This is a genomic window from Paenibacillus pini JCM 16418 (assembly GCF_000576305.1).
Taxonomy (GTDB): Bacteria; Bacillota; Bacilli; order Paenibacillales; family Paenibacillaceae; genus Paenibacillus_AQ; species Paenibacillus_AQ pini.
In genome coordinates this window covers 114,916-138,976 of sequence record NZ_BAVZ01000009.1, presented here as the reverse complement: position 1 = coordinate 138,976, position 24,061 = coordinate 114,916, and the positions used below count along the sequence as shown (strand labels likewise).

The 24,061-nt window shown below is 42.9% G+C and carries 29 protein-coding genes and 1 pseudogene; 2 read left to right on the top strand and 28 right to left on the bottom strand.

The window, feature by feature from the left end; genetic code table 11:
• Window positions 1-4: 4 nt before the first annotated feature.
• The 14 genes and pseudogenes from trpE to mtrB form a co-directional block, all read right to left on the bottom strand.
• The gene (gene trpE, locus JCM16418_RS14285) at window positions 5-1,558 is read right to left on the bottom strand and encodes an anthranilate synthase component I (protein ID WP_036650104.1); all 1,554 of its coding nucleotides are present in this window, start codon (window positions 1,556-1,558) and stop codon (window positions 5-7) included.
• 365 nt (window positions 1,559-1,923) lie between these two features.
• Window positions 1,924-2,292 carry a chorismate mutase gene (gene aroH, locus JCM16418_RS14280; protein ID WP_036650102.1) on the bottom strand — a complete coding sequence of 123 codons (369 nt, stop codon included), beginning with the start codon at window positions 2,290-2,292 and terminating at the stop codon, window positions 1,924-1,926.
• Window positions 2,285-3,391: a 3-dehydroquinate synthase gene (aroB, locus tag JCM16418_RS14275; protein ID WP_036650100.1), complete on the bottom strand. Its 1,107-nt coding sequence runs from the start codon at window positions 3,389-3,391 to the stop codon at window positions 2,285-2,287. The genes aroH and aroB overlap by 8 nt, the downstream gene beginning before the upstream one ends.
• Before the next feature lie 2 nt (window positions 3,392-3,393).
• Window positions 3,394-4,563, bottom strand: a complete 1,170-nt coding sequence (gene aroC, locus JCM16418_RS14270; protein WP_036650098.1) for a chorismate synthase — start codon at window positions 4,561-4,563, stop codon at window positions 3,394-3,396.
• Between the two features lie 167 nt (window positions 4,564-4,730).
• A complete protein-coding gene (locus tag JCM16418_RS25310; RefSeq protein ID WP_162832477.1) occupies window positions 4,731-4,895 on the bottom strand; it encodes a hypothetical protein in 165 nt (54 codons plus the stop codon).
• Window positions 4,896-4,979: 84 nt separating this feature from the next.
• Window positions 4,980-5,809, bottom strand: a pseudogene (locus tag JCM16418_RS14265) (CheR family methyltransferase).
• Window positions 5,810-5,814: 5 nt separating this feature from the next.
• Entirely contained in the window at window positions 5,815-6,258 is a 444-nt protein-coding gene (ndk, locus tag JCM16418_RS14260; protein WP_036650095.1) for a nucleoside-diphosphate kinase, read from the bottom strand.
• A 20-nt stretch (window positions 6,259-6,278) separates the two neighbouring features.
• Window positions 6,279-7,253, bottom strand: a complete 975-nt coding sequence (locus JCM16418_RS14255; RefSeq protein ID WP_036650092.1) for a polyprenyl synthetase family protein — start codon at window positions 7,251-7,253, stop codon at window positions 6,279-6,281.
• A gap of 168 nt (window positions 7,254-7,421) precedes the next feature.
• Entirely contained in the window at window positions 7,422-8,066 is a 645-nt protein-coding gene (locus tag JCM16418_RS14250; RefSeq protein WP_242403846.1) for a UbiX family flavin prenyltransferase, read from the bottom strand.
• Complete coding sequence (locus JCM16418_RS14245) at window positions 8,063-8,935, bottom strand: UbiA-like polyprenyltransferase (RefSeq protein ID WP_036650089.1); 873 nt, start codon at window positions 8,933-8,935, stop codon at window positions 8,063-8,065. The genes JCM16418_RS14250 and JCM16418_RS14245 overlap by 4 nt, the downstream gene beginning before the upstream one ends.
• Window positions 8,928-9,674, bottom strand: a complete 747-nt coding sequence (locus JCM16418_RS14240) for a demethylmenaquinone methyltransferase (RefSeq protein ID WP_036650087.1) — start codon at window positions 9,672-9,674, stop codon at window positions 8,928-8,930. The genes JCM16418_RS14245 and JCM16418_RS14240 overlap by 8 nt, the downstream gene beginning before the upstream one ends.
• A gap of 10 nt (window positions 9,675-9,684) precedes the next feature.
• On the bottom strand, window positions 9,685-10,554 hold the full coding sequence (locus JCM16418_RS14235) for a heptaprenyl diphosphate synthase component 1 (protein ID WP_036650085.1): 870 nt from the start codon (window positions 10,552-10,554) through the stop codon (window positions 9,685-9,687).
• A 147-nt stretch (window positions 10,555-10,701) separates the two neighbouring features.
• Window positions 10,702-11,244: a hypothetical protein gene (locus JCM16418_RS14230; protein WP_036650083.1), complete on the bottom strand. Its 543-nt coding sequence runs from the start codon at window positions 11,242-11,244 to the stop codon at window positions 10,702-10,704.
• A gap of 99 nt (window positions 11,245-11,343) precedes the next feature.
• Complete coding sequence (mtrB, locus tag JCM16418_RS14225; protein ID WP_373280721.1) at window positions 11,344-11,562, bottom strand: trp RNA-binding attenuation protein MtrB; 219 nt, start codon at window positions 11,560-11,562, stop codon at window positions 11,344-11,346.
• A 105-nt stretch (window positions 11,563-11,667) separates the two neighbouring features.
• Between mtrB and JCM16418_RS14220 the strand changes: the two genes are divergently transcribed.
• Complete coding sequence (locus JCM16418_RS14220; protein ID WP_036650078.1) at window positions 11,668-11,856, top strand: hypothetical protein; 189 nt, start codon at window positions 11,668-11,670, stop codon at window positions 11,854-11,856.
• Between the two features lie 59 nt (window positions 11,857-11,915).
• Here the strand turns inward: JCM16418_RS14220 and hbs are convergent, their stop codons facing one another.
• From hbs to spoIVA, 5 genes are all read right to left on the bottom strand, one after another.
• A complete protein-coding gene (hbs, locus tag JCM16418_RS14215) occupies window positions 11,916-12,188 on the bottom strand; it encodes a non-specific DNA-binding protein Hbs (RefSeq protein WP_036650076.1) in 273 nt (90 codons plus the stop codon).
• Window positions 12,189-12,360: 172 nt separating this feature from the next.
• Window positions 12,361-13,347, bottom strand: coding sequence for an ABC transporter permease (locus JCM16418_RS14210; protein WP_036650074.1), 987 nt, complete (start codon window positions 13,345-13,347; stop codon window positions 12,361-12,363).
• Window positions 13,337-14,860: a sugar ABC transporter ATP-binding protein gene (locus tag JCM16418_RS14205; protein ID WP_036650072.1), complete on the bottom strand. Its 1,524-nt coding sequence runs from the start codon at window positions 14,858-14,860 to the stop codon at window positions 13,337-13,339. The genes JCM16418_RS14210 and JCM16418_RS14205 overlap by 11 nt, the downstream gene beginning before the upstream one ends.
• Before the next feature lie 103 nt (window positions 14,861-14,963).
• Entirely contained in the window at window positions 14,964-16,001 is a 1,038-nt protein-coding gene (locus JCM16418_RS14200; protein ID WP_036650257.1) for a sugar ABC transporter substrate-binding protein, read from the bottom strand.
• Window positions 16,002-16,255: 254 nt separating this feature from the next.
• A complete protein-coding gene (spoIVA, locus tag JCM16418_RS14195) occupies window positions 16,256-17,734 on the bottom strand; it encodes a stage IV sporulation protein A (protein ID WP_036650070.1) in 1,479 nt (492 codons plus the stop codon).
• Between the two features lie 105 nt (window positions 17,735-17,839).
• On the opposite strand from spoIVA, the gene JCM16418_RS24985 reads away from it, so the two are divergent.
• Entirely contained in the window at window positions 17,840-17,977 is a 138-nt protein-coding gene (locus JCM16418_RS24985) for a hypothetical protein (RefSeq protein ID WP_156327223.1), read from the top strand.
• Between the two features lie 161 nt (window positions 17,978-18,138).
• Here the strand turns inward: JCM16418_RS24985 and JCM16418_RS14185 are convergent, their stop codons facing one another.
• The 9 genes from JCM16418_RS14185 to der all read right to left on the bottom strand — a co-directional run bounded on the left by JCM16418_RS14185 (window position 18,139) and on the right by der (window position 23,954).
• Window positions 18,139-18,891 (bottom strand): YphF family lipoprotein, encoded by a 753-nt coding sequence (locus JCM16418_RS14185; RefSeq protein ID WP_036650066.1) that lies wholly within the window; start codon window positions 18,889-18,891, stop codon window positions 18,139-18,141.
• 32 nt (window positions 18,892-18,923) lie between these two features.
• Window positions 18,924-19,283 (bottom strand): 2Fe-2S iron-sulfur cluster-binding protein, encoded by a 360-nt coding sequence (locus JCM16418_RS14180; RefSeq protein WP_036650063.1) that lies wholly within the window; start codon window positions 19,281-19,283, stop codon window positions 18,924-18,926.
• On the bottom strand, window positions 19,273-19,926 hold the full coding sequence (locus JCM16418_RS14175) for a hypothetical protein (RefSeq protein WP_174890026.1): 654 nt from the start codon (window positions 19,924-19,926) through the stop codon (window positions 19,273-19,275). Before JCM16418_RS14175 ends, JCM16418_RS14180 begins: the two co-directional genes overlap by 11 nt.
• A 38-nt stretch (window positions 19,927-19,964) precedes the next feature.
• Window positions 19,965-20,267, bottom strand: coding sequence for a 2Fe-2S iron-sulfur cluster-binding protein (locus JCM16418_RS14170; RefSeq protein WP_052020300.1), 303 nt, complete (start codon window positions 20,265-20,267; stop codon window positions 19,965-19,967).
• 22 nt (window positions 20,268-20,289) lie between these two features.
• Entirely contained in the window at window positions 20,290-20,460 is a 171-nt protein-coding gene (locus JCM16418_RS14165) for a DUF2768 family protein (RefSeq protein WP_373280718.1), read from the bottom strand.
• A gap of 159 nt (window positions 20,461-20,619) precedes the next feature.
• Window positions 20,620-20,898, bottom strand: coding sequence for a stage VI sporulation protein F (locus JCM16418_RS14160; protein ID WP_036650059.1), 279 nt, complete (start codon window positions 20,896-20,898; stop codon window positions 20,620-20,622).
• A 68-nt stretch (window positions 20,899-20,966) separates the two neighbouring features.
• Entirely contained in the window at window positions 20,967-22,007 is a 1,041-nt protein-coding gene (locus JCM16418_RS14155) for an NAD(P)H-dependent glycerol-3-phosphate dehydrogenase (RefSeq protein WP_036650057.1), read from the bottom strand.
• On the bottom strand, window positions 21,997-22,620 hold the full coding sequence (plsY, locus tag JCM16418_RS14150; RefSeq protein WP_036650055.1) for a glycerol-3-phosphate 1-O-acyltransferase PlsY: 624 nt from the start codon (window positions 22,618-22,620) through the stop codon (window positions 21,997-21,999). The genes JCM16418_RS14155 and plsY overlap by 11 nt, the downstream gene beginning before the upstream one ends.
• An 11-nt stretch (window positions 22,621-22,631) precedes the next feature.
• Entirely contained in the window at window positions 22,632-23,954 is a 1,323-nt protein-coding gene (gene der / locus JCM16418_RS14145) for a ribosome biogenesis GTPase Der (RefSeq protein WP_036650053.1), read from the bottom strand.
• Window positions 23,955-24,061: the final 107 nt, after the last annotated feature.

Sequence of the window (24,061 nt, the reverse complement as noted above, 5' to 3'; positions counted from 1 at the left end):
TTGGTTAAGGCGTATATTCAAAGAAATAATCTTGATTTGTTACTTCCGTATCATGAATTACTGGCGGAAACATGGCTTCAGCTGTCCGAATCGACTTCAACAGTGCCTTAGCCTTATTTACCGTTTCTTCGTATTCCTTCTCCGGAATTGAATCCCATACAATACCAGCACCTGCCTGAACATAGGCTTTTCCTTTACGGAAAATAATAGTGCGGATGGTAATGCAGGAATCCATATTTGAATTAAATCCGAGATAGCCGATGGCTCCAGCATAAGCTCCGCGTGCTTCCCGCTCCAGTTCCGCGATAATTTCCATCGCTCTTAGTTTAGGTGCTCCCGAGACTGTACCCGCTGGAAGACAAGAAAGGAAAGCATCGAAGAAATCTTTATCCTTGCGCAGCGTCCCCGATACATTCGAAACCATATGCATGACATGTGAGTATTTCTCCACTTCCATAAAGGTATCGCATTTGACCGAACCGAATTCAGATACACGGCCCAGGTCATTTCTGCCTAAATCAACTAACATTAGATGCTCTGCTCTCTCCTTCTCATCCGAAAGCAACTCTTCTGCGAGCAATCTATCTTCAGATTCGGTTGCTCCACGCGGTCTTGTTCCAGCGATAGGGCGTGTTTCTACCCTTTTGCCGTCAACTTTAACGAGCGCCTCCGGTGATGTTCCTACTATGATTTCTTCATCCATTTTTAAATAATACATATAGGGAGAAGGGTTAAGCGTACGTAGAACACGGTATACATGTAGTGGCGAAACTTCAGTTTCAATATGAAAACGTTGGGACAATACCACTTGAAAAATATCACCTGAACGAATGTACTCCTGAGCCTGGACCACATTATCCATATACTGTTCTTTGGTCATATTGGACTTAATATCACCAAGTTCAACGTCAACCGGGATACTCCGCCCGTTAACGTTCTCACGCGGTCCCTGCTCATGTAGCTGAGATGCTATTTCTTCAAGACGACTATTCACTTGTGCATAGCTTTGACGAATGTCTCGATCACGATCTCCATCTTTTACATGTACGTTGCCTACAAGCAATATCTGCTGCTTCACATGATCAAAAACAATAATTGTATCGCAAAACATGAAGCGAATATCATCCATATTTAAATCATCCAACTGATGGGATGGTAGTTTCTCATAGTACTGAAGCAAATCGTATCCGAAGAAACCGATGGCACCCCCTGTGAAAGGTGGCATTTCATCCATCATAGGGCTGCGATATGAACGAAGAAGCGCCTTTAACTCTTCTACTGGCTTTCCAGTCATGTCTTCTTTAATGCCTGAGCGTTCAAGCGTCATTTCACCCTTTTTTCCGGAAATCATCATGAAGGGATCAGTTCCAATAAAAGAATACCGTGCCCACTGGCTTCCACCTTCTACACTCTCCAATAAAAAAGCACGATCTCTCTCAGCAAACCGCTGGAAAATCCGAATGGGTGTCTCCATATCTGCAAGCAGACGTTTTACGACGGGGATGAGATTATATTCACTGGATAATGTTATGACTTGTTCAACACTGGGACTCAACATTGGGTATTCCTCCTCCAAATAACTTACAAATATTTTATAATGGCAAACAAAAAAACCTCTACTAATTAGTAGAGGTTCGTGATTGTAGTATATGGAAAGAGTCCGGACCGTGACGTAGCCTGCTTAGGGGATTATTCATCATTCCTCATCAAGATCCAAAGTCTGTTCAACAGACTCAGGGTAGGCTTAAATAAAGAATACAAATGATCCGGTCAGGAACGCACCTGCTATCCGAATTACCAAATTGCTATGGACTCTGCTCGACTATACTCAACTCATCTAAACTAAACTCTACTCAACTAATTCTCACTATACAGCACTCAACTAGTCCTGACAACTATTCTGAGGTGAAAAAATTTTACAGATTACGAAGATGCAAGATCTGGTCGCAGTTTCTTCGCTTCGTTCAGGTACACATGCTTGATTTCATTCTGATTCTTCGTCGTATTTACCTGAACCATAAGGCGAATACATTTCATCAGACTCCCCTTCACCGGTACTTCTACAGCGCACATCAATGGAACAAGATCCCATCCATCAATCTGGCGGATAGCTCTGGCTGGAAAGGTTGCATCTAAATCATGTGTCATTGTAATCCACACACTACAAATATCTTCAGGCTCAATTTCATTACGAGCAACAATTTCACGAATTAATACAATGGTTTCCTGTAAAATTTCCTGTTCATCGTTTTGAGTTACTGTAGTTGCTCCACGTATTCCGCGATTATACAATTGCTTCCCCTCCGTCTCTAAGCTGTTCCAAAACATCACGTACATCTTGTTCAGGAATATCGCTCACGATACTAACTGCACCAATGGCGTCAGGAATGATAAAAACCATAAAACCTTCTTTAAATTTCTTATCATGCATCATAGCGGCCATAATTTCATCAACATTTAAATATGCAGGAAGCGTAGTAGGCAAATGAAATGCCTGTAGTAAAGCCATCGTTTCCTCATATACAGAAGCATCTCGGCCCATTTTAACTGCTAATAATGCAGATCCCGCCATTCCGACGGAAATCGCTTCCCCATGCAGAAATTCCCCATATCCAGCAACTGCTTCAATAGCATGACCAATCGTATGTCCCAAGTTCAGAATCGCTCTTAGTCCGCCTTCACGTTCGTCCTGAGAAACAACATGAGCTTTAATCGAACAACCTCGTTCTAGCCCATACCCTAACGTTTCTGCGTCAAGGGCTAACAACTGCTGTGCATGTTCCTTACACCACTTAGCAAAGTCTGCATCTTGAATGAGTCCATGTTTAATCATTTCTGAGAGTCCTGCGGATACATCACGCGGAGGTAAACTCTGCAATGTCTCTAGATCATATAATACAAATTCAGGCTGATGAAAAGCACCGATCATATTTTTAGCAAGTGGGTGGTTTATTGCAACTTTCCCGCCTACACTGCTGTCATGAGCCAGAATCGTCGTCGGGATTTGCACGAATTTGATTCCGCGCATATAGGAAGCAGCCACAAAACCAGCTAAATCTCCAACCACGCCTCCACCGAGGGCAAGCACAGCTGAGCTGCGGTCAAGACCGCCTTTAATAGCGACGGTCATGACATCTTCAAATACGGATAAAGATTTAGAAGCTTCTCCTGATTTGACAATTGCACTAACTGTGGTATAACCATGATCCTGAAGCTGTGCTTCAAGTTTCCCTAAATAGTGTGGAGCAACATGGTCATCCGTTACAATCAGAAGTGGACTTTTCTTCGTCAATCCATGCTGCTCGAGGTATGTACCTGCCTGACCCAGTAGACCAGAATCTATATAAATAGGGTACGATCGTTCTCCCAGCTCTACCTGTACGGTTCTCATGATCAATAGTTCTCCAACTGGGATAAGTAATTATCGTAGTTTGCTCTTACTTCTTCCATGGAGTCTCCACCGAATTTCTCAAGAAAGGCCTTAGCGATTTCCCAAGCAACGACATGCTCCATAACGACACTAGCAGCTGGCACTGCGCAGGCATCTGAACGCTCAACCTGAGCTGTAAAAGGTTCCTTCGTATCAATATCCACACTTTGTAGAGGCTTATATAATGTCGGAATTGGTTTCATAACTCCACGAACAACAACAGGCATTCCGTTAGTCATTCCGCCTTCAAAACCACCTAAGCGGTTGCTTGCACGGTAGTAACCACGGCCGTCTTCGTGCATAATTTCATCATGCACCTCAGAACCCCGTAATATTCCAGCTTCAAAACCGATACCAATCTCTACACCCTTAAATGCATTAATAGACATTACAGCTTGGGCAATTCGAGCATCAAGCTTACGATCATACTGAACATAGCTACCTAGACCTACAGGAAGTCCTTCAACGACACATTCGACAATGCCTCCGATTGAATCGCCTTCCTTCTTGATCTGATCAATGTATGCCTCCATCTTCTGTTCCGTTTCAGGATCTACAACCCGAACTGTCGACGCTTCTGTCCGCTCGATAAGTTCATCGACCGATAATTGATTAGCAGGAGCTTCAATATCACCAATGCGGATGACCTGACCACCAATCTTCACGCCAAAGGATTCAAGCAGTTGGCGAGCAATCGAGCCACAAGCAACACGTACTGCCGTTTCTCTTGCGCTTGAACGTTCAAGTACATTACGCAAATCCTTCAAGTTATACTTCAGACCGCCATTCAAATCGGCATGTCCCGGACGGGGCCGATGTACTCTACGCTTCTCTTCATCCGATCCTTCGATCGGTTCAACATTCATAATACTACTCCAACTAGCCCAATCTTTGTTCTCTACAACAATAGCTACGGGTGCTCCCGTCGTATACCCATGCCGTACACCCCCAACGATACGGGCTGTATCTTTCTCAATCAACATGCGTCGTCCACGGCCATGGCCCTTCTGGCGCCGTTGAAGCTGAAAATTAATAGCATCAAAGTCAAGCGTCAAGTTGCTTGGCAAACCTTCAATAATTGTCGTTAGCTGGGGTCCGTGCGTTTCCCCTGCAGTCAAATAACGTATACTCATTATTACGTTCCCCCTTTAAACTGTTAAACTGTAATTGGCTAAAATCCGAAGATATCTTTGCTCATTATAGTATAGCTCCCCGACTTTGACAAGAATGGCATGACCTCACCAAAAAGCGCCAGTCCTCTAATAATAGTGGACGGCGCTTAGTTAGAAGGGCTATAAAGTTACCCTTTTACAGGTTCTTTTTTAAATTCCTCATTTTTTTGACTCTCTAATGAATCATGTATCAAGAGACTCAACTGAACATTTTCAATACCTAAAATTTGACCACATTCTTGGATCGTAATCATTCCGCGTTGATAAGCAGCAATGACCTTTCTCTTATCCATTGTAAGTAGGACCTCCACTTGTTGGCTGTAACGAATTAGTTATAGTATCGCAAAGTGGAAAGATTAATATACCTGGATAGAGATCTATGCGTTTATTTTTCGGTAGAAAAAGGTCTCCGTCGACTCCAGTCCATATTGGCCTGGTGAGAAAATCTGCTCTGTACTCCCGACGAAAAGATAGCCACCGGGACGCAGACTAGCGGCGAATTTATGATAAAGTTTGTGCTTAGCTTCTTCTGTAAAATAAATCATCACATTCCGGCAAACAACCAGATCATGACCCTGATCAAACTTATCAAGCAGTAAGTTTTGCTTCTTGAATTGAACGCTTTTTTTGAGACGTTCACTACATATGTAGGTCTGGCCATCCTTTGTAAAATAACGTGCGGCTACCTCTGGCGGTACATCCTTAAGCGAACGCTCAAGGTAAATACCTTGCTTGGCTTTGGCTATAGCTCCATCGTCTATGTCCGTTGCCGTCAAGGTTGTATCCCCAAGAATACCTTTACCATCCAAAATCATGCTAACGTATATGGTTCTTCCCCCGTAGAACACGCCGCACTCCATACGTTCAGACGCCGTCTACCTCCATCGATTAACTCAGGCAGTATAATATCTCGTAGAACTTCCCACCGGTTAGGATTACGCCAAAATTCAGAAACATTTATCGTCATTCGATCTAGAAATTCATGAAATAAATTTTTATCCTTCATCATGGCATGATAAAAAGAAGTAAAGCTATCATAGCCATTCTTCGTACGAAGCGTCGTTAGGCGCCTCTTCATCTGTGCTTCTTTATATTCCGCCAAATCAATCCCCGTGTTCTGCTTAATATTGCTAATGAACCCCAAATAATCAGGATCAAGATCAGCTGCTGGCTTGCTTAGCGGCTGCTCAGAGGGATTGGACGGCAAGTACCTTACATCCACGGCGTAATACTTTTTTCGTAATTCACTAGCTCGGACTCGTCAAAATAATTAGCAATTTCACGAGCACTGCTCTCCGGTGAATCCGAACCATGGATTAAATTATGTGGGGTGTGAGAAGCATAATCGCCTCGAATCGTTCCGGGCTGTGCATCTTTAACTTCCGTTTTACCCATTAGTATCCGTGAAAGGGCGATAACGTCATCTCCTTCCCAAACCATAGCAAATACAGGACTCGACGTGATAAATCGAACTAGATTATCATAGAAAACTTTACCTTCATGCTCTGCATAGTGCCTCTGCGCCTGTTCATCAGTCACTTGAAGCAGTTTGCCAGCTACCATTGTGAACCCTTTGTCTTCAAGACGTGTGATAATTTTACCAATGAGTCCACGCTGTACTCCATCAGGCTTTATCATTATAAAAGTTCTTTCCACGTAAATTCACTCCCTCTGAGTTAATAAGACCGTTTAGTAACAAAATGAGCGATATCTTTTAAATTCTTCTTTGTACGGTTATCTGGCAGTTCATTCAGGGCATAAAGCGCTTTTTGGATATAACGTGAACCAAGGTTTTCCGCTTGTGAGATCCCTCGGCTAGCTTTAATCATATTAACAGCTGCCGACACATCGCATTCTCCATTTAGTTCGTGAATTCGCTTGATCTCCTGAATCAACGGCACACGTACCTTCTCATCCTGCAGCGCATAAATAACAGGCAAGGTTATATTACCTTGACGCATATCACTTCCAGGTGGCTTACCAATCTGCTTCTCTGTACCACAAAGATCCAGAAGGTCATCCTGAATCTGAAATGCCATACCGACATTATAGCCGTACCGATAAAGAAGCTGACCCACTTTACGATCTGCCTCCGCTGCCACAGCACCGAGCTGACAACTGATAGCAATCAGTAGTGCTGTTTTGCGGCGAATCCGTAGCAAATATCTGCGTACACTTTGTTCAATATTGAAAAAGTCTCGTATTTGTTCCATTTCGCCAATGGACATTTCGACCATGGCTTTGGATAAAATTTGATGAATCTGCGGATTCGGAAGCTCTGTAGCAAGCTGCAGCGCACGGGCATAGATATAATCCCCTGTGTACATGGCAATCCGATTATCCCAGCGAGATTTAACCGTTAATTGTCCACGGCGAGTATCCGCATCATCAATAACGTCATCGTGAACAAGCGAAGCCATATGTATTAGTTCGAGCGGAACTGCTACATGTTTAAGCTTTTCTAGATCATAATGTCCAAACTTTCCACCCATCAAAACGAAAACAGGACGCAGGCGTTTACCACCGGCTTTGAGTAAGTGCATCGACGTCTCATTAAGCAGCTCATGGTCTCCTTCAATACTGCGGAACAATTCCTGCTCAATATGTGCCATATCTTTTTTTAACAATCCGAAAATGTCTAATCTCTTCATTCTTTCACCCGTATCCGTATATTCTCACTCCACTGCCATGTTCATTTCATGCTTTATGAAATCCGTCTCATGATCATAGCGAAAAAGAGTTGGTGTTTTCCCCCTGCTGTTCTTTTCTTATTTTAAGGATATCATAATCTGGTGAAGCATTACATAGTCACTCATTGTTTATAGATCTGGCTGTAGTTTCACAGCTGCCGCAGCTCCGCCTTGCCACCGGGTGAAGAGTTCATGATCAATTCGTAAACTATCTAATAGTTTACCCACCTGAAAATCAATCAAATCCTCAATTCGCTGTGGATGAAAATAAAAAGCTGGCATGGCCGGAATAATCTTCACACCAAGTCTCGCCAGTTTCAGCATATTCTCAAGATGGATGGCATGAAGTGGCGTTTCACGTGGCACCAGCACCAGCGGCCTACCTTCCTTCAACATAACGTCTGCGGCTCTTGTCATCAAATTATCTGAGGAGCCATGAGCGACGCCCGATAGCGTTCCCATAGAGCAAGGTGCGATGACCATTCCTTCGACTTGAAAAGAACCACTGGCAATTGTGGCACCTATGTCTGCTACAGGATGATAAATTAAGGACCCTGCTGTATCAGAAAATTTTTCACTTAGAGCCTGTTCACGACGTGTGATATTCCAGCCTAACTCTTCATGAAGGACACGCCAGCCTGCATTGGAGACAACCACATGTACATTGAAGCCCTTTTGCAATAGAACCTCAATAAGCCGAACTCCATACACGGATCCACTGGCACCGGTGATTCCTACAATCCAGTTCAGCTTCTTGTCCGCTGGTTGTATCAATAGAACTGCACCACCAAATCTATTAAAGTAAAGACGAACAATACCATACTTAGGACGCTGTTCATGGTAAAGAACGATGTCTGTAGCTTGCTCATATCTTTAGGTGACAAGATGTAATGCTCATAGAACAAAATAGCATAGGATATGATCATACCTGCTAAATACCACCAGCTTAGCTGAGTTGCAAAGAACAGAATAACAAATCCAATAGCGGTCACAACGTGAAAATAACGAGCGATTTGTAAAGAAGCATTCATACCAAAACGGGAAGGAATCGAGTATAATCCTTCTTTTTTATCAAAATCCATGTCTTGAATGGCATAAATAATATCAAAACCAGCTGTCCAAAATGATATGGCTATGTAAAATACAAGAGCAATCCAGTTAATATCATTGGTTACAGCTACCCAACCACCCAAAGGCGCAAGTCCTATTGTAAGCCCAAGAACAAGATGACACAGCCAAGTAAATCTTTTAGTATACGAATAAATGACGAGCATAAATACAGCAACCGGTAATAATTTAACTGCAAGTGGCGACAGTTCAAAGGCAGCCCAGAATAACAATAGGAATGAAATGATTGTGAACAAAATAACTTCCATATTCTTGAGTAGTCCTGCCGGAATGGCTCGACCTGCTGTACGCGGATTCTTCTTATCAATAACCTGATCAATCATCCGATTCAAACCGAAAGCCGCACTACGTGCTCCAAACATCGCCATCAATATCCAGCCAATTTGTGCCCAAGTGGGTAAATGTCCGTTACCCACAACGGATCCTAGGATTGCTCCCATAAAAGCGAAAGGTAAAGCAAATAATGTATGTTCTATCTTGATCATCTCAAGAAAGATGCCAATTTTCTTAAACATTCTGATTCTCCTTGATCCCAATATGTAATGCCGCAATACCACCAGTTAGGGGAAAGGCCTCGACATGTTGCAGTTGAATGGAACGAAACACTTCTGCAAGCTCATCTCTTCCAGGAAAGAGAGCAAGCGAATCTGGCAACCATTTATACTGCTCATAACGCTTAGCGAATAATTTACCAAGGTTAGGTAAGATATTCTTAAAATAAAAATAATAAAGTCCTTTAAAAGGTTGCCATGTCGGCTTGGAAAGTTCCAGACATACAACCATTCCACCTGGCTTTACTACCCTTTTCATTTCTTGCAGTACTTGTACAAGATCAGGTACATTTCGTAATCCGAAGCCAATTGTCGCATAATCAAAGCTATTATCCTCGAAAGGAAGGCTCATTGCATCTCCTTGTACAAGCGTAATCTGCTTCTCCTTATGCTTAGCTTCAATTTTTGTTCGCCCCACCTGAAGCATGTTAGAACTGAAATCAAGTCCTACCATTGCACCTGTTTGACTTGCCTCTGCCATACTTAGTGTCCAATCGCATGTACCACAACATAAATCGATACCTGTATCGCCCACGTTCATGTTCATACGTTTCATTGCAAATTTACGCCAAGCCTTGTGCCTACGAAAGCTCAAAATGTCATTCATCACATCGTATTTGGGAGCAATACTCTGAAAAACATCTTGCACATGATCATACTGATCTTTCGTTGGCGCCTTCTGCTCCGTTGTGTTGGTATTCATTCGGATCTCTCTACCCCTCTCCTACTGCAGAACTAGAAGCATGCTGTTGATGAAGAAAAGGCTCAAGAACTTGTCCGATCTCACGGAATCTGCCATCCGCTTTGAGTTCCTTGATAATCCCCTGAACACTACTTATAGATTTCCGCAATTGTTCTGCTAGTTGTTCGCTTGCCTTATATTTCAGCAATAGCTTCTTCCATTCTTTGATGTCTACTTTGTTATCACGTAGAGCTCTCTTATCTTCTTCAGAAGCAACATCCAAGATGTGCCAGTAAGAAAAGCTATATACATACGTTTCTGTGTCTGTACTGCGACTCATCTCACGAACCACAGCTTCACATTCACAGAAGTCGTGCAGTAGTTTCTCCCAAGATGTAACTAACGCCTCTTCCAACATGGGTGTAAATGAAAGAAACAGCTGCATATTCAGCTGCACCGTTTGTCGCAAATATTCTTCTGCTGACAGTGACTGGCTCTTCATCTTGGCATACAAGTCCATTTTCATGACATTAACGTCGCAAATGGCTTTGCTAAGTCCAGAGACCACTTCAATCTCACCCTGCTGGGACAAGAGCTGGTAAAATCGGCTACTGAAATAATCGCCTGCAAGTACCTTTAATTGACGGGATCGCATTAACCCTTCACCTTGCTTGCCCTGAACGGTATCAATCGTATCATGCGTATCAATACCAATTTGGACTAGAGCTGTAACGAGTGAAAACAACTCGCTATTTAATTGAGGGGAGCGGCTTCCCTGATTAAGAAAAATGTATAATAACTGGACACGAGCATCTGGAAATGAAGGTAGCTGCGTGTGATTTTGGATCATGTCATAATTGACATATTTGTCTGCTAATTGGGGTATACGGTACGGTTTCATCGTCAGCCTCCGAGCCTATAACGTTCTCACTTTTGTCTGTGTCTCAATATTTGTTTAAGTTTACCAAGAACTTTTGTTCACAATATTATTTATTATATCACATGTTATTTCCCTACGCACGAGTTGATACCGTATATTTTAACCGTTTTATGGCTGAGTGAATTGATTCCGCCAAAGTTTTGTTTCCGTCACATGAAAACGCTGCTTCACTATTTCAGAGAGTGATTCTTCACCGGTATTATCAAGTTGTTGATTTAGATCTGCACTCCAATCTTCGCGGTGTATATTAGCTGCCAGCAGCAAATGTTTAGTACCAAGCCACTTATCTTCTGCAACAAGTCTCAACATGAGTTGATCAACATTGCTCGTTCTTTGGAAACAGAAATTAACAAACTCAGCTAAGTTATTATAAATTTCAGGAATCGTTGTCTCAGGGGTTATTACTTTCAGATCTATGGTTAGAATCGAATTCTCCCATTCCACACTTCCAATCTGCAATGTCAGTGGAAGATTGGCAAGGGAATCGACGATATTATCATTACTCAACATCAATTGGGAATATGGGTTGAATGTGGACACAACGCTTTGCTGCTGAGCAGCAGAGGTATGGACAACATAGAACTGCGGCAGCAGCATTGCCGCCCCGAGTGTAACGAGCATCGTAACGCTAGGAAAGATGAATCGTTTCATCGTACAGTCCTCCTTCGAAATAAGGTACCCTTAGTGTGTCCTTCAGGAAATGCTCCATACCTCATTGTACAATTAAAAAAAGCAGGCTATGCCTGCTTTTTAATTATCCGTATCTACGATTCCGTGCTTCGTCTGTACTTGAGCCTTACCTCGGATTTTCATAGCAGATGTGTGGTCTGTGAACTGAACAACCAGTATTTCACCTTTATCCAATTTTTCCGTATGGTGGAACTTCGTATCCTGACCACGTGTAAGCCCGAACACCTGAACACCGTTTTCTTTAGCCTTGATCACGATATAATCATTGTTATTTGTCATTTCCATGTCGGTTTTATCCTTTCTGCTGGAAGCTATACCTTATATGAATTTAGAACCCTTGGGCCATACTAAAGTCTAAGTACAGACAAAGGAGTGATTTATAAAATGAGTTACGAACCAGCGGAACTTCAAGAGGATCAACTAACGATGGTCCGTGAATATGAAGAACGACTCAGCCAATCCACAGGCAATCCCGTTATTCTTATTGCTTATTCAGAACAACAAGATTCCAACATGTCAGAGCAGGATTCTACAGAGTCGCGAGAAACGCAAAAAAAAAGATCGTTAGAATAGAAAAGGCCGTGAACAAACGTCACGGTCTTTTTTTGGTGCTTATGGAATATGTAGAAATCTTATTTAATTCCGTCTTTAAGAGCTTTACCTGGTTTGAATGCCGGGATCTTGCTCGAAGGAATTTCGATTTCTTCACCTGTTTGTGGATTACGGCCTTTGCGTGCAGAACGTTCGCGCACTTCAAAGTTTCCGAAACCAACTAGCTGGACTTTATCACCGCTTTGTAGTGCTTGAGCGATTGCTTCGAATACAGAGTCAACTGCTTTCGTTGCATCCTTTTTGGACAATTCAGTCGATTCAGCTACTTGGGAAATCAATTCAGATTTGTTCATTTTGTTTTCACCTCCCAGTGAATGAGTAGATTATTAAACACTCTTTCCGTTTTGCCGCTAATTATACGTTCATCTGTTAGATTTACAGATAGAATCGCCAAGTTGATGTGAATCAACCGCGAGGCGCGGAACAAACTTATAGTAATACAGCCAAAGTATAATTACAAGAGGTTTAGGTCTTAGAACGGTTTAAAACGTAAAAAGTAACAGCTAATGCTAACACTAATACCGTACCTTTTACAATATCATGTGTAAAATACTGCAAATTCATCATCGTCAATCCATTCACAAGTACCCCGATTAAAACAGAGCCAATAAACGTGCCAATTACATTCGGTTTCCCCGCTCCAAAAACGGAAAATCCAACGAAAACTGCAGCTACCGATTCCATTAATAACGGAGAACCTGCATCAATTTGACCCGAACCGACACGAGAAGCAAATAGAATTCCACCAATAGCCGCAAATACGCCAGAAGCAACATAAGCAAGCGTTCTTACCTTATTCACCTTGATTCCAGACAATCGAGCAGCCTCTACATTGCCACCTGTAACATACATTTGACGACCATATTTGGTCCGTGTGAGAAATATATGAACAACAGCAACAGCAATCAGTAGCAAGATCACAGAAATCGGAATCCCAAGCCATTTTCCTTGTCCAAGTTGCAAGAAGGATTTAGTCATTTCACCAGGTGCTTTTGTTCCGTCCTGAAATGCCATGTGATTATAAATGTTATATCCCTGCGTGTACGTCTTATGGATCCCGCCTACGATATACATCATCGCGAGCGTGGCAAGTAAGTCAGGAATTCGTAATTTCACGATCAAAAATGCATTAAGAAGTCCAATGACTGCCCCAATAATCAAAGGAACCAAAATCACGATATATAGCGGCTGCTCGTACCAAATCATCAGTGAGGCAGCACCTATTGTGGTTAGCGAAACGGTTGAACCAACAGATAAATCAAATCCATCGACAATTAATGAAAGTGTCACACCTATAGCTACAAACGTAACGATCGTGATTGATCCTAAAATGTCAGCAAAATTATTCAGAGAAAAAAAGTATGGAAGACGAACCGAGAAAAACGTGATGACACCTATAATTACAATGATAGCTCCATATCTAAATGCAAAATGCAATGCTTTATCCTTCATAAGTTGTAACCTCCGTGCCGCCGCTGGCATAATAAAGGAGCTGCGCCTGATCGGCTTCTCCACGCTTAAATTCTTTCGTAATTTGACCATCGCTCATTACTGCAATACGGTCACCAATGCCTAAGCCCTCAGCTAGTTCGCAAGTGAAATATAGTATACCTTTGCCCTGAGCAGCTAAATCTCCGATAATACGAAAAATATCACTTTTTGCACCAATGTCTACCCCTTTGGTAGGTTCATCAAAAATGAATACGTCACTGCTGCTCTCAAGCCATTTGCCAATAGCTACCTTCTGTTGGTTACCACCACTTAAATATTGAAGAGCTTGTTTGCCTGAAGCTGCTTTAATACCAAGTGCATCTACCAAACGATTTGCGCGCTCCTTCTCTCTTCTTGCTGCTACAAATCCCATCCGGCTAACTAAATCCAGCACTGGCAAGCTCAAATTATGCTCAACGGAATCCTGTATGAAAATACCTTGTTTACGCCGTTCCTCTGGAACCAATACAATCCCAGCTGCCACTGCATCTGCGGGTTGTTTAAGTTTCAAAGACTTCCCCTTCATCGATATTGCACCCGAATCCATTCGATCGGCGCCACTTAGAATACGGGCAAGTTCGGTCTTTCCCGCTCCAACAAGACCAACAACGGCGACAATTTCCCCACTTCTAACTTTGATATCTACACCGCGTAATTGATGGCCTCTACGGATATTAGAAGCTTCGAAAATCACTTCACCAATCTCAGCATCCACCTTCGGAAACTCTTCTTCAAACGTTTTGCCTAGCATCTGTTCGATTAGCTGCTCTGCATTTGTTTCTCGGGTATCTCCAGTGTGGACTTTTCTACCATCTCGCATCACTGTAACACAGTCACAATGCTCCAATACCTCCGGCAGCCGATGCGTTATGAAAATACATGCGACGCCGGAATCGCGAAGTCCATGCAGGATACGGAAGAAAGAACGACTTTCACTCTCGCTAAGAGGAGCCGTTGGCTCATCAAAAATGATGACTTTTGCATCCTGTGCTAACGTACGTGCAATGAGTACCATTTGCTTCTCAGCGAGGCTCAGGTCACTCACTTTAGACTGAATATCAATGTTTACATTAAGCCGATTCAGAATAGATTTTACTTTTTCTTCCATGCGGGTAGGGTTTAACCATATCCTTGAATTTTTCGCAGATAAGCTATCGAGCATCACATTCTCCACCACGTTTAGTTGCGGAACAAGCGCCGAGTCAACCTCTTGATAAACACAGTGAATACCACCTTGCTTGGAGGCAGCTGGTGACGTAAGTTCCAGCAATTTACCTTGAGCTAGAATCTCGCCCTCATCTGGATAATAGGCACCTGATAGTATCTTCATCAGCGTGCTTTTTCCAGCTCCATTTGCGCCGAGAAGAGCATGGATCTGACCTCCATTTACAGAGAAATCCACACCCTGCAAAGCTGGAATCCCGGCAAACTGTTTAGTAATAGACTTCATTTCCAGCCTAAAAGATGATGACATTTCTCCGCTTCCTCCCCTTGCGAGTAAAGAGGGTCGCATCTGATGCGACCCCCAGCTAGAATTTGACCCTAAGACATTCTAATTGAACATGACTACCCCATCATTACTTCGTGTAATCCTTCATCCAATCTTGAAGACCCTGTTCGCTTTCACCCCAGCCTTTTACATATTGAGACAGCTGATCCGTAGAAATTTGCTCTTTTGGAAGCTCATCTCTGGATACATATACTGGATTAAGAACAACATGATCATCCGGTTTATCTCCATGAAGCTTCTGATAACCATATCTTACTTGTACTCGGCCAATGTCCTTCGGATCAACAGCAGCCGATGCTACCCAAGGATTGGCTGGATCTTGGATCATTTGCAAATCCTCATCACTCATGTCAATTCCATACACTTTAATTTCTGTACGTCCAGCTTGTTGAATAGCCCGAGCAGCTCCTTTGGCGAATTCATCCCATGCAGTCCATACCGCTGAAATTTGACCTTTTGGATATTGCTTTAGAATCGCTTCCATTTGAGTCTGTGTGGATAATGCTGGATTCTGTGCGGTTCCAAATGCAGCAACTTCCTTAATATCTGGATTATCTTTCAAAAATTTTTGATAGGAAATTTGACGACGCTCCATCGGAGCAAAACCTGCTACCCACACCTTAACAATGTTACCTTTAGCACCCATATCCTTCTTCATTTGTTCTAACGTAAGTTCAGCCATTTTCTGATCATCTTGCGATAGAACTGTCGCGCCTGCTACGTTAACATCAGCATCAAAAACGACAACCGGAATATTCTGTGCAATGGCCTTATTAATCCCTGGCTCCAATAGTGCATCGCCGTGATCTGTTAAGATTAGGTCGAATTTCTGAGTAATTGCTGAATCAAGTAACGAAGCCATCTTCGCCTTATCGTTATCCGCAACGAATTTAGTTAGCGTGCCACCAAATTTCTCTACTTCTTCCGTTACACCTTGAGTGTACTGCTGAGAGAAAGTTCCTGTATTAAACTCCATAATTAATGCAACCCGTTTACCTGCAAGTGGCTTCGCATCCGTTGCAGCTTGCGCATTCCCCTGCGCAGCTGGTGCTTTCTGATGTCCACATGCGCTTACCATTAGTGCCATAATTACAACCATTGTCATGACAAGCCAATTTCTCTTTTTGTATGTTGCCCGCACTACTCCATCTCCCCTTTAAAACATTAAGTGAATAAAATATTAATTATTAATATAAGGCCTAATCCCCAGTATGTAAATATGTTTTTAATTATTTGTATTTTTATTAACTATTGTGCATGAACAACTTATTTTTGTTTCCACGCCTTTGTACTGATCTTTCGGAAACAAAAGAACCGTAACCAGGACGCGTCCTGGTTACGGTTCTTCTCAATTATCTCTTAAAGAATGATAGCAATAAGTCCCCCTGAACCTTCATTAATGATACGGCCCAGCGTTTCTTGAAGCTTATACCTCGCATTATCCGGCATCATTGCAATTTTACCTTGAATACCTTCACGCACAATGGAGTGTAAGGAGCGGCCGAAGATGTCTGAATCCCAGATCTTGATCGGGTCGTTCTCGAAATCCTGAATCAGATAACGAACCAATTCTTCACTCTGCTTCTCGGTACCGATGATTGGAGAGAACTCCGACTCCACATCCACACGAATCATATGGATAGAAGGAGCTGTTGCCTTCAATCTAACTCCGAAGCGAGAACCTTGCCTGATGAGTTCTGGCTCATCCAGAGTCATCTCTGCAAGAGATGGAGCTGCAATGCCGTAACCCGTCGTCTTGACCATTTCAAGCGCTTCTGCGAAACGATCATATTCTCTTTTAGCATGAGAGAATTCCTGCATCAGCTGTAGCAGATGATCTTTACCACGGATTTCCACACCCACGACTTCCATCAAAATTTGATCATACAGCTCATCCGGAGCAAATAGATCAATTTCCGCTACACCCTGACCCATATTCATACCACTGAGCGCAGCTCGATTAATGAATTCATAATCCATGAACTGATCTACAACCCGGTCCACGTCGCGTAAACGGCGAATATCTTTTACCGTGTCACGTACAGAGTTTTCATAGTTGCTGCGTAGCCAGTGATTCTCATTAAGCACCATGACCCAGCTTGGTAAATTCACATTCACTTCATGTACAGGGAATTCATACAACACTTCACGAAGTACACCCGTGACATCATCTTCAGTCATTGTAGCTGCACTTAGAGTCATGACAGGGATATCATACTTTTCTGCAAGCTCGTTGCGTAGTTGTTGTGTCTCTTCGCTTTTAGGACGTGTGGAGTTGATGACCAATACGAAAGGTTTCCCTACTTCCTTCAATTCGGCAATAACTCTTTCTTCAGCCTCGATATAGGAACCGCGAGCGATTTCAGATATCGAACCATCCGTTGTCACAACTACACCTAACGTGGAATGTTCTTGAATAACTTTTCTCGTCCCAATCTCAGCGGCTTCTTGAAATGGAATCGGTTCCTCAAACCATGGCGTTGAAATCATCCGTGGGCCGTTCTCATCCTCATAACCTTTGGCACCTTCTACTGCATAACCTACACAATCTACGAGACGTACGTTCACATCCAGTCCCTCAGCCACTTTGATCTGAACAGCGCTATTAGGGACGAATTTAGGCTCTGTTGTCATGATTGTTTTACCTGCTGCACTCTGCGGAAGCTCATCAACCGCTCTGACCCGGTCGGCTTCATTTGTAATATTCGGCAGTACAATTGTTTCCATAAATCGCTTGATGAATGTTGATTTGCCTGTGCGGACTGCGCCTACGACACCCAGGTAGATATCTCCACCTGTTCGTTCGGCAATATCCTTGAAAATGTCCACTTTTTCCAAAAGAGATCCCCTCCTCATTTATTCCGAAGGAAAAATGCTTTAAGAGCATCCGCTTCGTGTTCCATCAGAAGCCTCGAGCTGTTGCAACGGATGTGCAACCATACATTGTCATTAGTACTCCGCCGCCGGGTCATCAAGAATGGAAACGGCAAAGCGGCGTTACTCGTTCAGGCATTTGGACTAGTATCATATTATGTACCTATCAAAAACAATATGACGGGTATTTTGCAGGAAATCATATAAACTACAATCTCACTGAAAATCTCCCTCTTGCCATCCCTCTCAGATATATGCGAATCGCGGCAGAGATATGTATGCCCTAAAGAATTACTGTCAAACAAAAAAAATGATCCATCCCAAGGGATGGATCATCATGTTCTTACTATATTGAAACAACAGAACTACTATGGCTGCTTAGCTACAGGGGCGTCGTTCACCCATTCATAAGGCAAGGATTTGACAGGTACATAGTCAGAAGCTTTCACAAGATATTCTCGCAAATCTTCATTTGTGGAAGGTTTATCTCCCTCTTTATCAATCAACTGCATAATATCAAATGCATAATCAGCGTATACCACTCCTGCTGAATCTACGATAAATTCCATATTCTGGCCGGAATATACGCTTTTCAGATCAATGTCAGCCCCTGCTTCTTTCAGATCAATCCTATGTAGTCCCGGATATACTTCATCACCCACTGGTAGCTTACCTGAATGAGATGTTTTATATTTATCTACTGCGCGTTGAACGTCATTAACCTTTTGTACAGTCACAAGATCCATAACCTTGATCGTGGGGTCCTTCTCTTCATTTTGAATTACAAAATATGCGCTCCCGCCTTTTTCAAAAGCAGTCTTAGGTATTTCATCAATAAAACCCTTTTTCTGAAGTTGATTCAAATCTACACGAAACTTCTCATAACGAGGTGTGGACTCTTCAGGATTCACAATTGGAAGAATACCCTGATCCTTCTGAAAATCATCGACAGCCGATTGAATACGCTTCACACTTTCACGGTATGAAACTCTTGTTTCCGTTTTCTTATCACCAGAATATAAACATCCAGTTGTCGTAAGTATAAGGATGCCAAACATCATCATCGTCGCAGTTGCTTTTTTTATACGTCTAGACCTCTTCGAAAAAGCGGTGGTGTTCATCAACAAACATCATCCTTTATATTAGCATCGACTTACCATAGTGTATCATCGTTGTCGCAGTTCTTGGCTGCTTCCAGCTGTTTACGAATGGCTGCCTTTAAGCGGTCTTCAGGTACAGTAACCGTAACTGATCCTTCGACCTTCGCTTGACAAGCGAGTCGTATCCCTTGATTTGCAAGTGAACCGAGCTTTCGAAGCTCGGCTTCCTTCGGTGCTGACAGCTTCTTCCCATCCTCACCCTGCGCTTCGACCTTACACATGAGACAACCCATTTTGCCACCACAACGGGTAGGAATGGGTACGCCTGCTCTCCGCGCAGCATCTAGAACTGGTAGACCTGCTCGAACCTTTACTTTTTTACCAGACGGTCTGAATTCAATGTCATAATCCATTAGCTTCACCCTCAGACCAGGCACTCGCATTGCCTTCAATTACTCCACAATACTTTAACAAAGCAGGAGACTCCAATAATCTAGACAACTCAGCAATCAGATCATTCGACAATCTGTTGGATTCAATAAGCTGAACCATTAGGGGTAAATGTGTATTTAATTCCTTACGCATCTCCGTCGCAATAGCTTCATATCGATCGGCTCGGCTACGCAGTACATTAAATAGCAATTCATGAGCAAGAGGCATCAGTAGTAATTTATGAGACCCCAATTGAATTTCAACTGCAGCAGGGTAAAGTAGCCGCCGTATTTCAACTTCATACAGCGAACCTTCAGTACGGACACTAAATCCACCAACAAGCTCCATCTGGTAAGCATTTAACTGATAATGGCTTAAAAGAGAGCGGTATTGTGCAGTTTCACTATATAAGGGGCCATCCACACAACAGTCAACCAACGCTTCATGAAATGCAAGGACTGAATCCCGATCCGCATATATATCGATATCGTTCGGTGATTGATCCAAATGAACATGCTGCAGTAGTAAGCCACAGCTTCCACCTAATAGCCATTCGTTCCCAGCCCCACTCAGCATTCGGGAGGCGTCCTGCAGGGCATGTTGTAGTTCGGGAGAGATCTGCATGGTACACACTCCAATCTTCCGTTTCAGGGTGTATTTATTTAAAAGTACGTTTTATTGCGGACAACAATCTTACCAAGACTCTTAACGACCGTTTGACAGCCTAAACGGAAACCCTCGTCGAATTCTTCTGGGTCAAGGCGTCTGTGTTCTGCCTTTGTAGGTTCCTCAAGGTGTTCGGCACCCTCCAGCACGATACAACGGCAACGCGCGCAGGTACCCCTAGTACAAAGATGCTGCCAATCAACCTGATGTTTCACAGCATGCTGAAGAATGGTTTGACCCAGTTCGGGTTCCACCGTTTTCTCGATAGTTCGTCCCATAAGATGCAATGATGATTCCATGGATATACTCACCTTTCCTTACTTATGTTAATGAAAGTACGCCGCCTAGAAAGCCAACAACCATAAACAAAAAGGCAATTAAAGATAATGCTATTCTTATGACTCCCTTTGTTTTGGTGCGTGCGAACGTAATTAAAAATACGGAACATCCCAAGATTAGCATTGCCACAAGGGATACCCACATTTTAGTCATCGGATCCATAGGATCAAACTCTCCATTCTTATTAGGGCTATATATATGCAAACCATTATACCACGAAACTTGTCCATATTCGTAAAAAAGAGAGCATAAGTCCTTGCAGCTCATGGCTCCACAGACTTTTTGCTCTTTTATTTTGAAGTGAATTCAACTCTATTTCTTCATCATCATCATTTTCATTAACGATTCCATGTTTTGTGAGTTCATTCCGCTTTTTTTGACGGCATTCACAATATCCTGGATCGTGTCTTCGCTTACAGGCACATTAGCCATCGATGAAACCTGCTTAATCAGCTGTCGGAGCTGGGTCTCACTTTGCATCGTTGACGGTTTGACCGTACTCGCAAGCTTTTTAACAGCACCTTCCGTGATGTGTTTGCCCGTCTTTTTATTTATGGCATTCAGTGCATCCTTGGAAATGTTTTTGCTCAAATTTTCTCCCCTCCTCCAGCATTCCTCACCATCAATATATGAGGTTTTACCGGAAAAGGTGAATAAGCTTAGCTATGCCATTGTTCCCAAGTTTCAAGCGTCATCGTTTCCATTTCGGTCTTAGGCAAACGGCCCATTAGTGCTTCCACTGCGGTACGTGGGTTCATGTTTTCAAAGAGAACATGGTAAAGTTGATCCGCGATAGGCATTTGCACATTGTATTTCTGCGCTATTGAAAAGGCAGCTTTAGTTGTCCTTATTCCTTCGACCACCATACCCATTGAGCTGAGTACTTCCTCAAGTTTCATACCCTCTCCGAGCATTGATCCAGCTCGCCAGTTACGACTGTGACGGCTTGTAGCTGTAACTACAAGATCTCCAATTCCAGCTAGACCTGAGAAGGTAAGCGGATTTGCTCCCATCTCAACACCGATCCGAGTAATTTCAGCTAGACCGCGAGTTAGCAGTGCTGCCTTAGCATTGTCACCGAATCCAAGTCCGTCAGACATCCCTGCTCCAAGAGCTATAATATTCTTAAGAGCGCCTGCTAATTCAACACCAACCATATCACGATTTGTATAGACACGGAAATCCGCATTTATGAACAGTTTTTGAGCTGCAGCAGCTGCATTATCATTAAGTGATGCTACAACTACTGTCGTTGGACAACGCCGTACGACCTCTTCTGCATGACTTGGTCCAGATAATACAACCATATCGCCTTCATTACAGCCTAATTCTTCTGCAATAACAGACGACATCCGTTTCAAGGTTTCCGTTTCAAAACCTTTCGTTGCATGGATGATCAACATATCTTTATGCCAGTAAGGCTTAATTGCATGTGCAACTTCGCGCATAGCCGCAGAAGGAGCCACAATAACAACTGCCATGGCGTCTTTAACAGCTTCTTCTAAATTCGAAGTTGCCTTTAAACTTTCTGGTAATTTAACCTTAGGCAGATAACGACTGTTCATATGCTTAAGGTTAATTTCCTGTACCTGTTCTTCATTCCGACTCCATATGACAACATTGGGGTGGTTAGATGCCAGCACACTTGCTAACGCCGTGCCCCAACTTCCAGCCACCAGTACAGCCACTTTACTTGACAATACCTTTTCCCCCTTTGGGTCCTCCGGATCCGATCTTATTCTCTCGACCTTGGACAATTTTTGTTATATTGCTTCGATGTCTCCAAAAAGCGAATAGACAAATAATCAGACTGGTCCAAAAAATAGGCCCAGTATTACCTAGAATCGCGAGGAAAACGGGCGTCAGAGCTACAAAAACAAGCGAGCCCAGTGATACATATCGGGTTAATACGATAAGTAGAATAGCCACAATACCTGCATATAAGGCAGGGAGAAAGCTCATGGTAACCATGACTCCAATTGTAGTCGCGATTCCCTTACCTCCTCTAAAATGGAAGTAGAGCGGCCAGTTATGGCCTATAATAGCACTGATACCACATAAAGCTGGTATCCATTCGTTATCTCCACCTAACCATTTCCCTAGTCCTATTGCCGCTACTCCTTTAAGAACATCCAAAATCAAAACAAGAATGGCAGGCCCTTTGCCGAGAATACGAAGCGTGTTCGTTGCTCCGGCATTACCGCTACCATGCTGACGGATATCAATACCCTTCAGCAATTTCGCGAGGACCACACTAAAGCTTATAGACCCAAGTAGATAACTCAGGATGATAGCAATAATTGATAGAGCCAATCTATTCTCCCCTAACTTTCATCAGACTTTCGGCGTGTGAAGATCCGTATTGGTGTCCCTTCAAAATCAAATGCCGCACGGATTTTATTCTCTAAATAGCGCTCATACGAGAAGTGCATTAACTCTGGATCGTTCACGAATACCACAATCGTAGGTGGTTTGACCGCTACTTGAGTGACATAGTTAATACGCAATCTACGTCCTTTGTCCGTTGGAGGTGGGTTAATAGCAACTGCGTCCGATACGACATCATTGAGTAGATGTGTTTGCACGCGAAGGGTATGCTGCTCAGCAACATGCTGTACGACGGGCAGTAGCTTATGTAAGCGCTGCTTCGTTTTAGCGGATAAGAACATTACAGGTGCATAAGTCATGAACAAGAAGTGATCACGAATTTTCTTTTCAAATTCTTGCATTGTCTTGTCATGCTTCTCCACAACATCCCATTTGTTTACAACAAATAGAGAAGCTTTACCTGCTTCATAGGCATAACCTGCAATGTGTTTATCTTGATCAATGATTCCTTCTTCACCATTAATAACGATAAGGACAACATCTGCACGTTCTATAGCACGCATTGCACGCATAACACTATACTTCTCTGTAGTTTCATATACTTTACCGCGTTTACGCATACCTGCTGTATCAATCAGGACATAACGTTGTCCATCACGTTCAAATGGAGTATCAATTGCATCTCGGGTTGTCCCTGCAATATCACTAACGATAACGCGTTCTTCCCCTAAAATGGCATTTACAAGCGAAGATTTTCCTACATTAGGACGACCAATTAGCGCCACACGAATGACATCTTCATCATATTGATCATCGGTGAGCTCCGGTAAGTTATTAACAATTGCATCAAGCAAGTCGCCAATACCTGTACCGTGGCTCCCCGAAATACCAATCGGGTCTCCAAATCCAAGACTGTAAAATTCATAAATATCATCCACACGTTTCATGTTATCTACCTTATTAACAGACAGAATAACAGGCTTACCAGATCGGTAGAGCATTTGAGCGACTTCCTCATCCGACTGCGTTAAACCACTCTTTGCGTCACACATAAACACAATAACGTCAGCTTCTTCAATAGCGAGTTCAGCCTGCATACGAATAGACTTTAAAATTTCATCATCGCCATCAATTTCAATTCCTCCTGTGTCGATGATGCTAAATGGCTTACCATTCCATTCTGATACACTATAAATTCGGTCACGGGTAATACCCGGCTTATCTTCCACTATAGCGAGCCGATCTCCAATTAAACGGTTGAAAATCGTTGATTTCCCTACGTTAGGCCTACCCACGATAGCAACTACGGGTCTTGCCATAATTCTCTCCTCCTGTCAATTCTTACGATAATCATCATAGCAAAAAACGTTCATCTTGGCTAACGTTTCATAGGAAACGCATCCAAATGAATTACTTCATGATTATA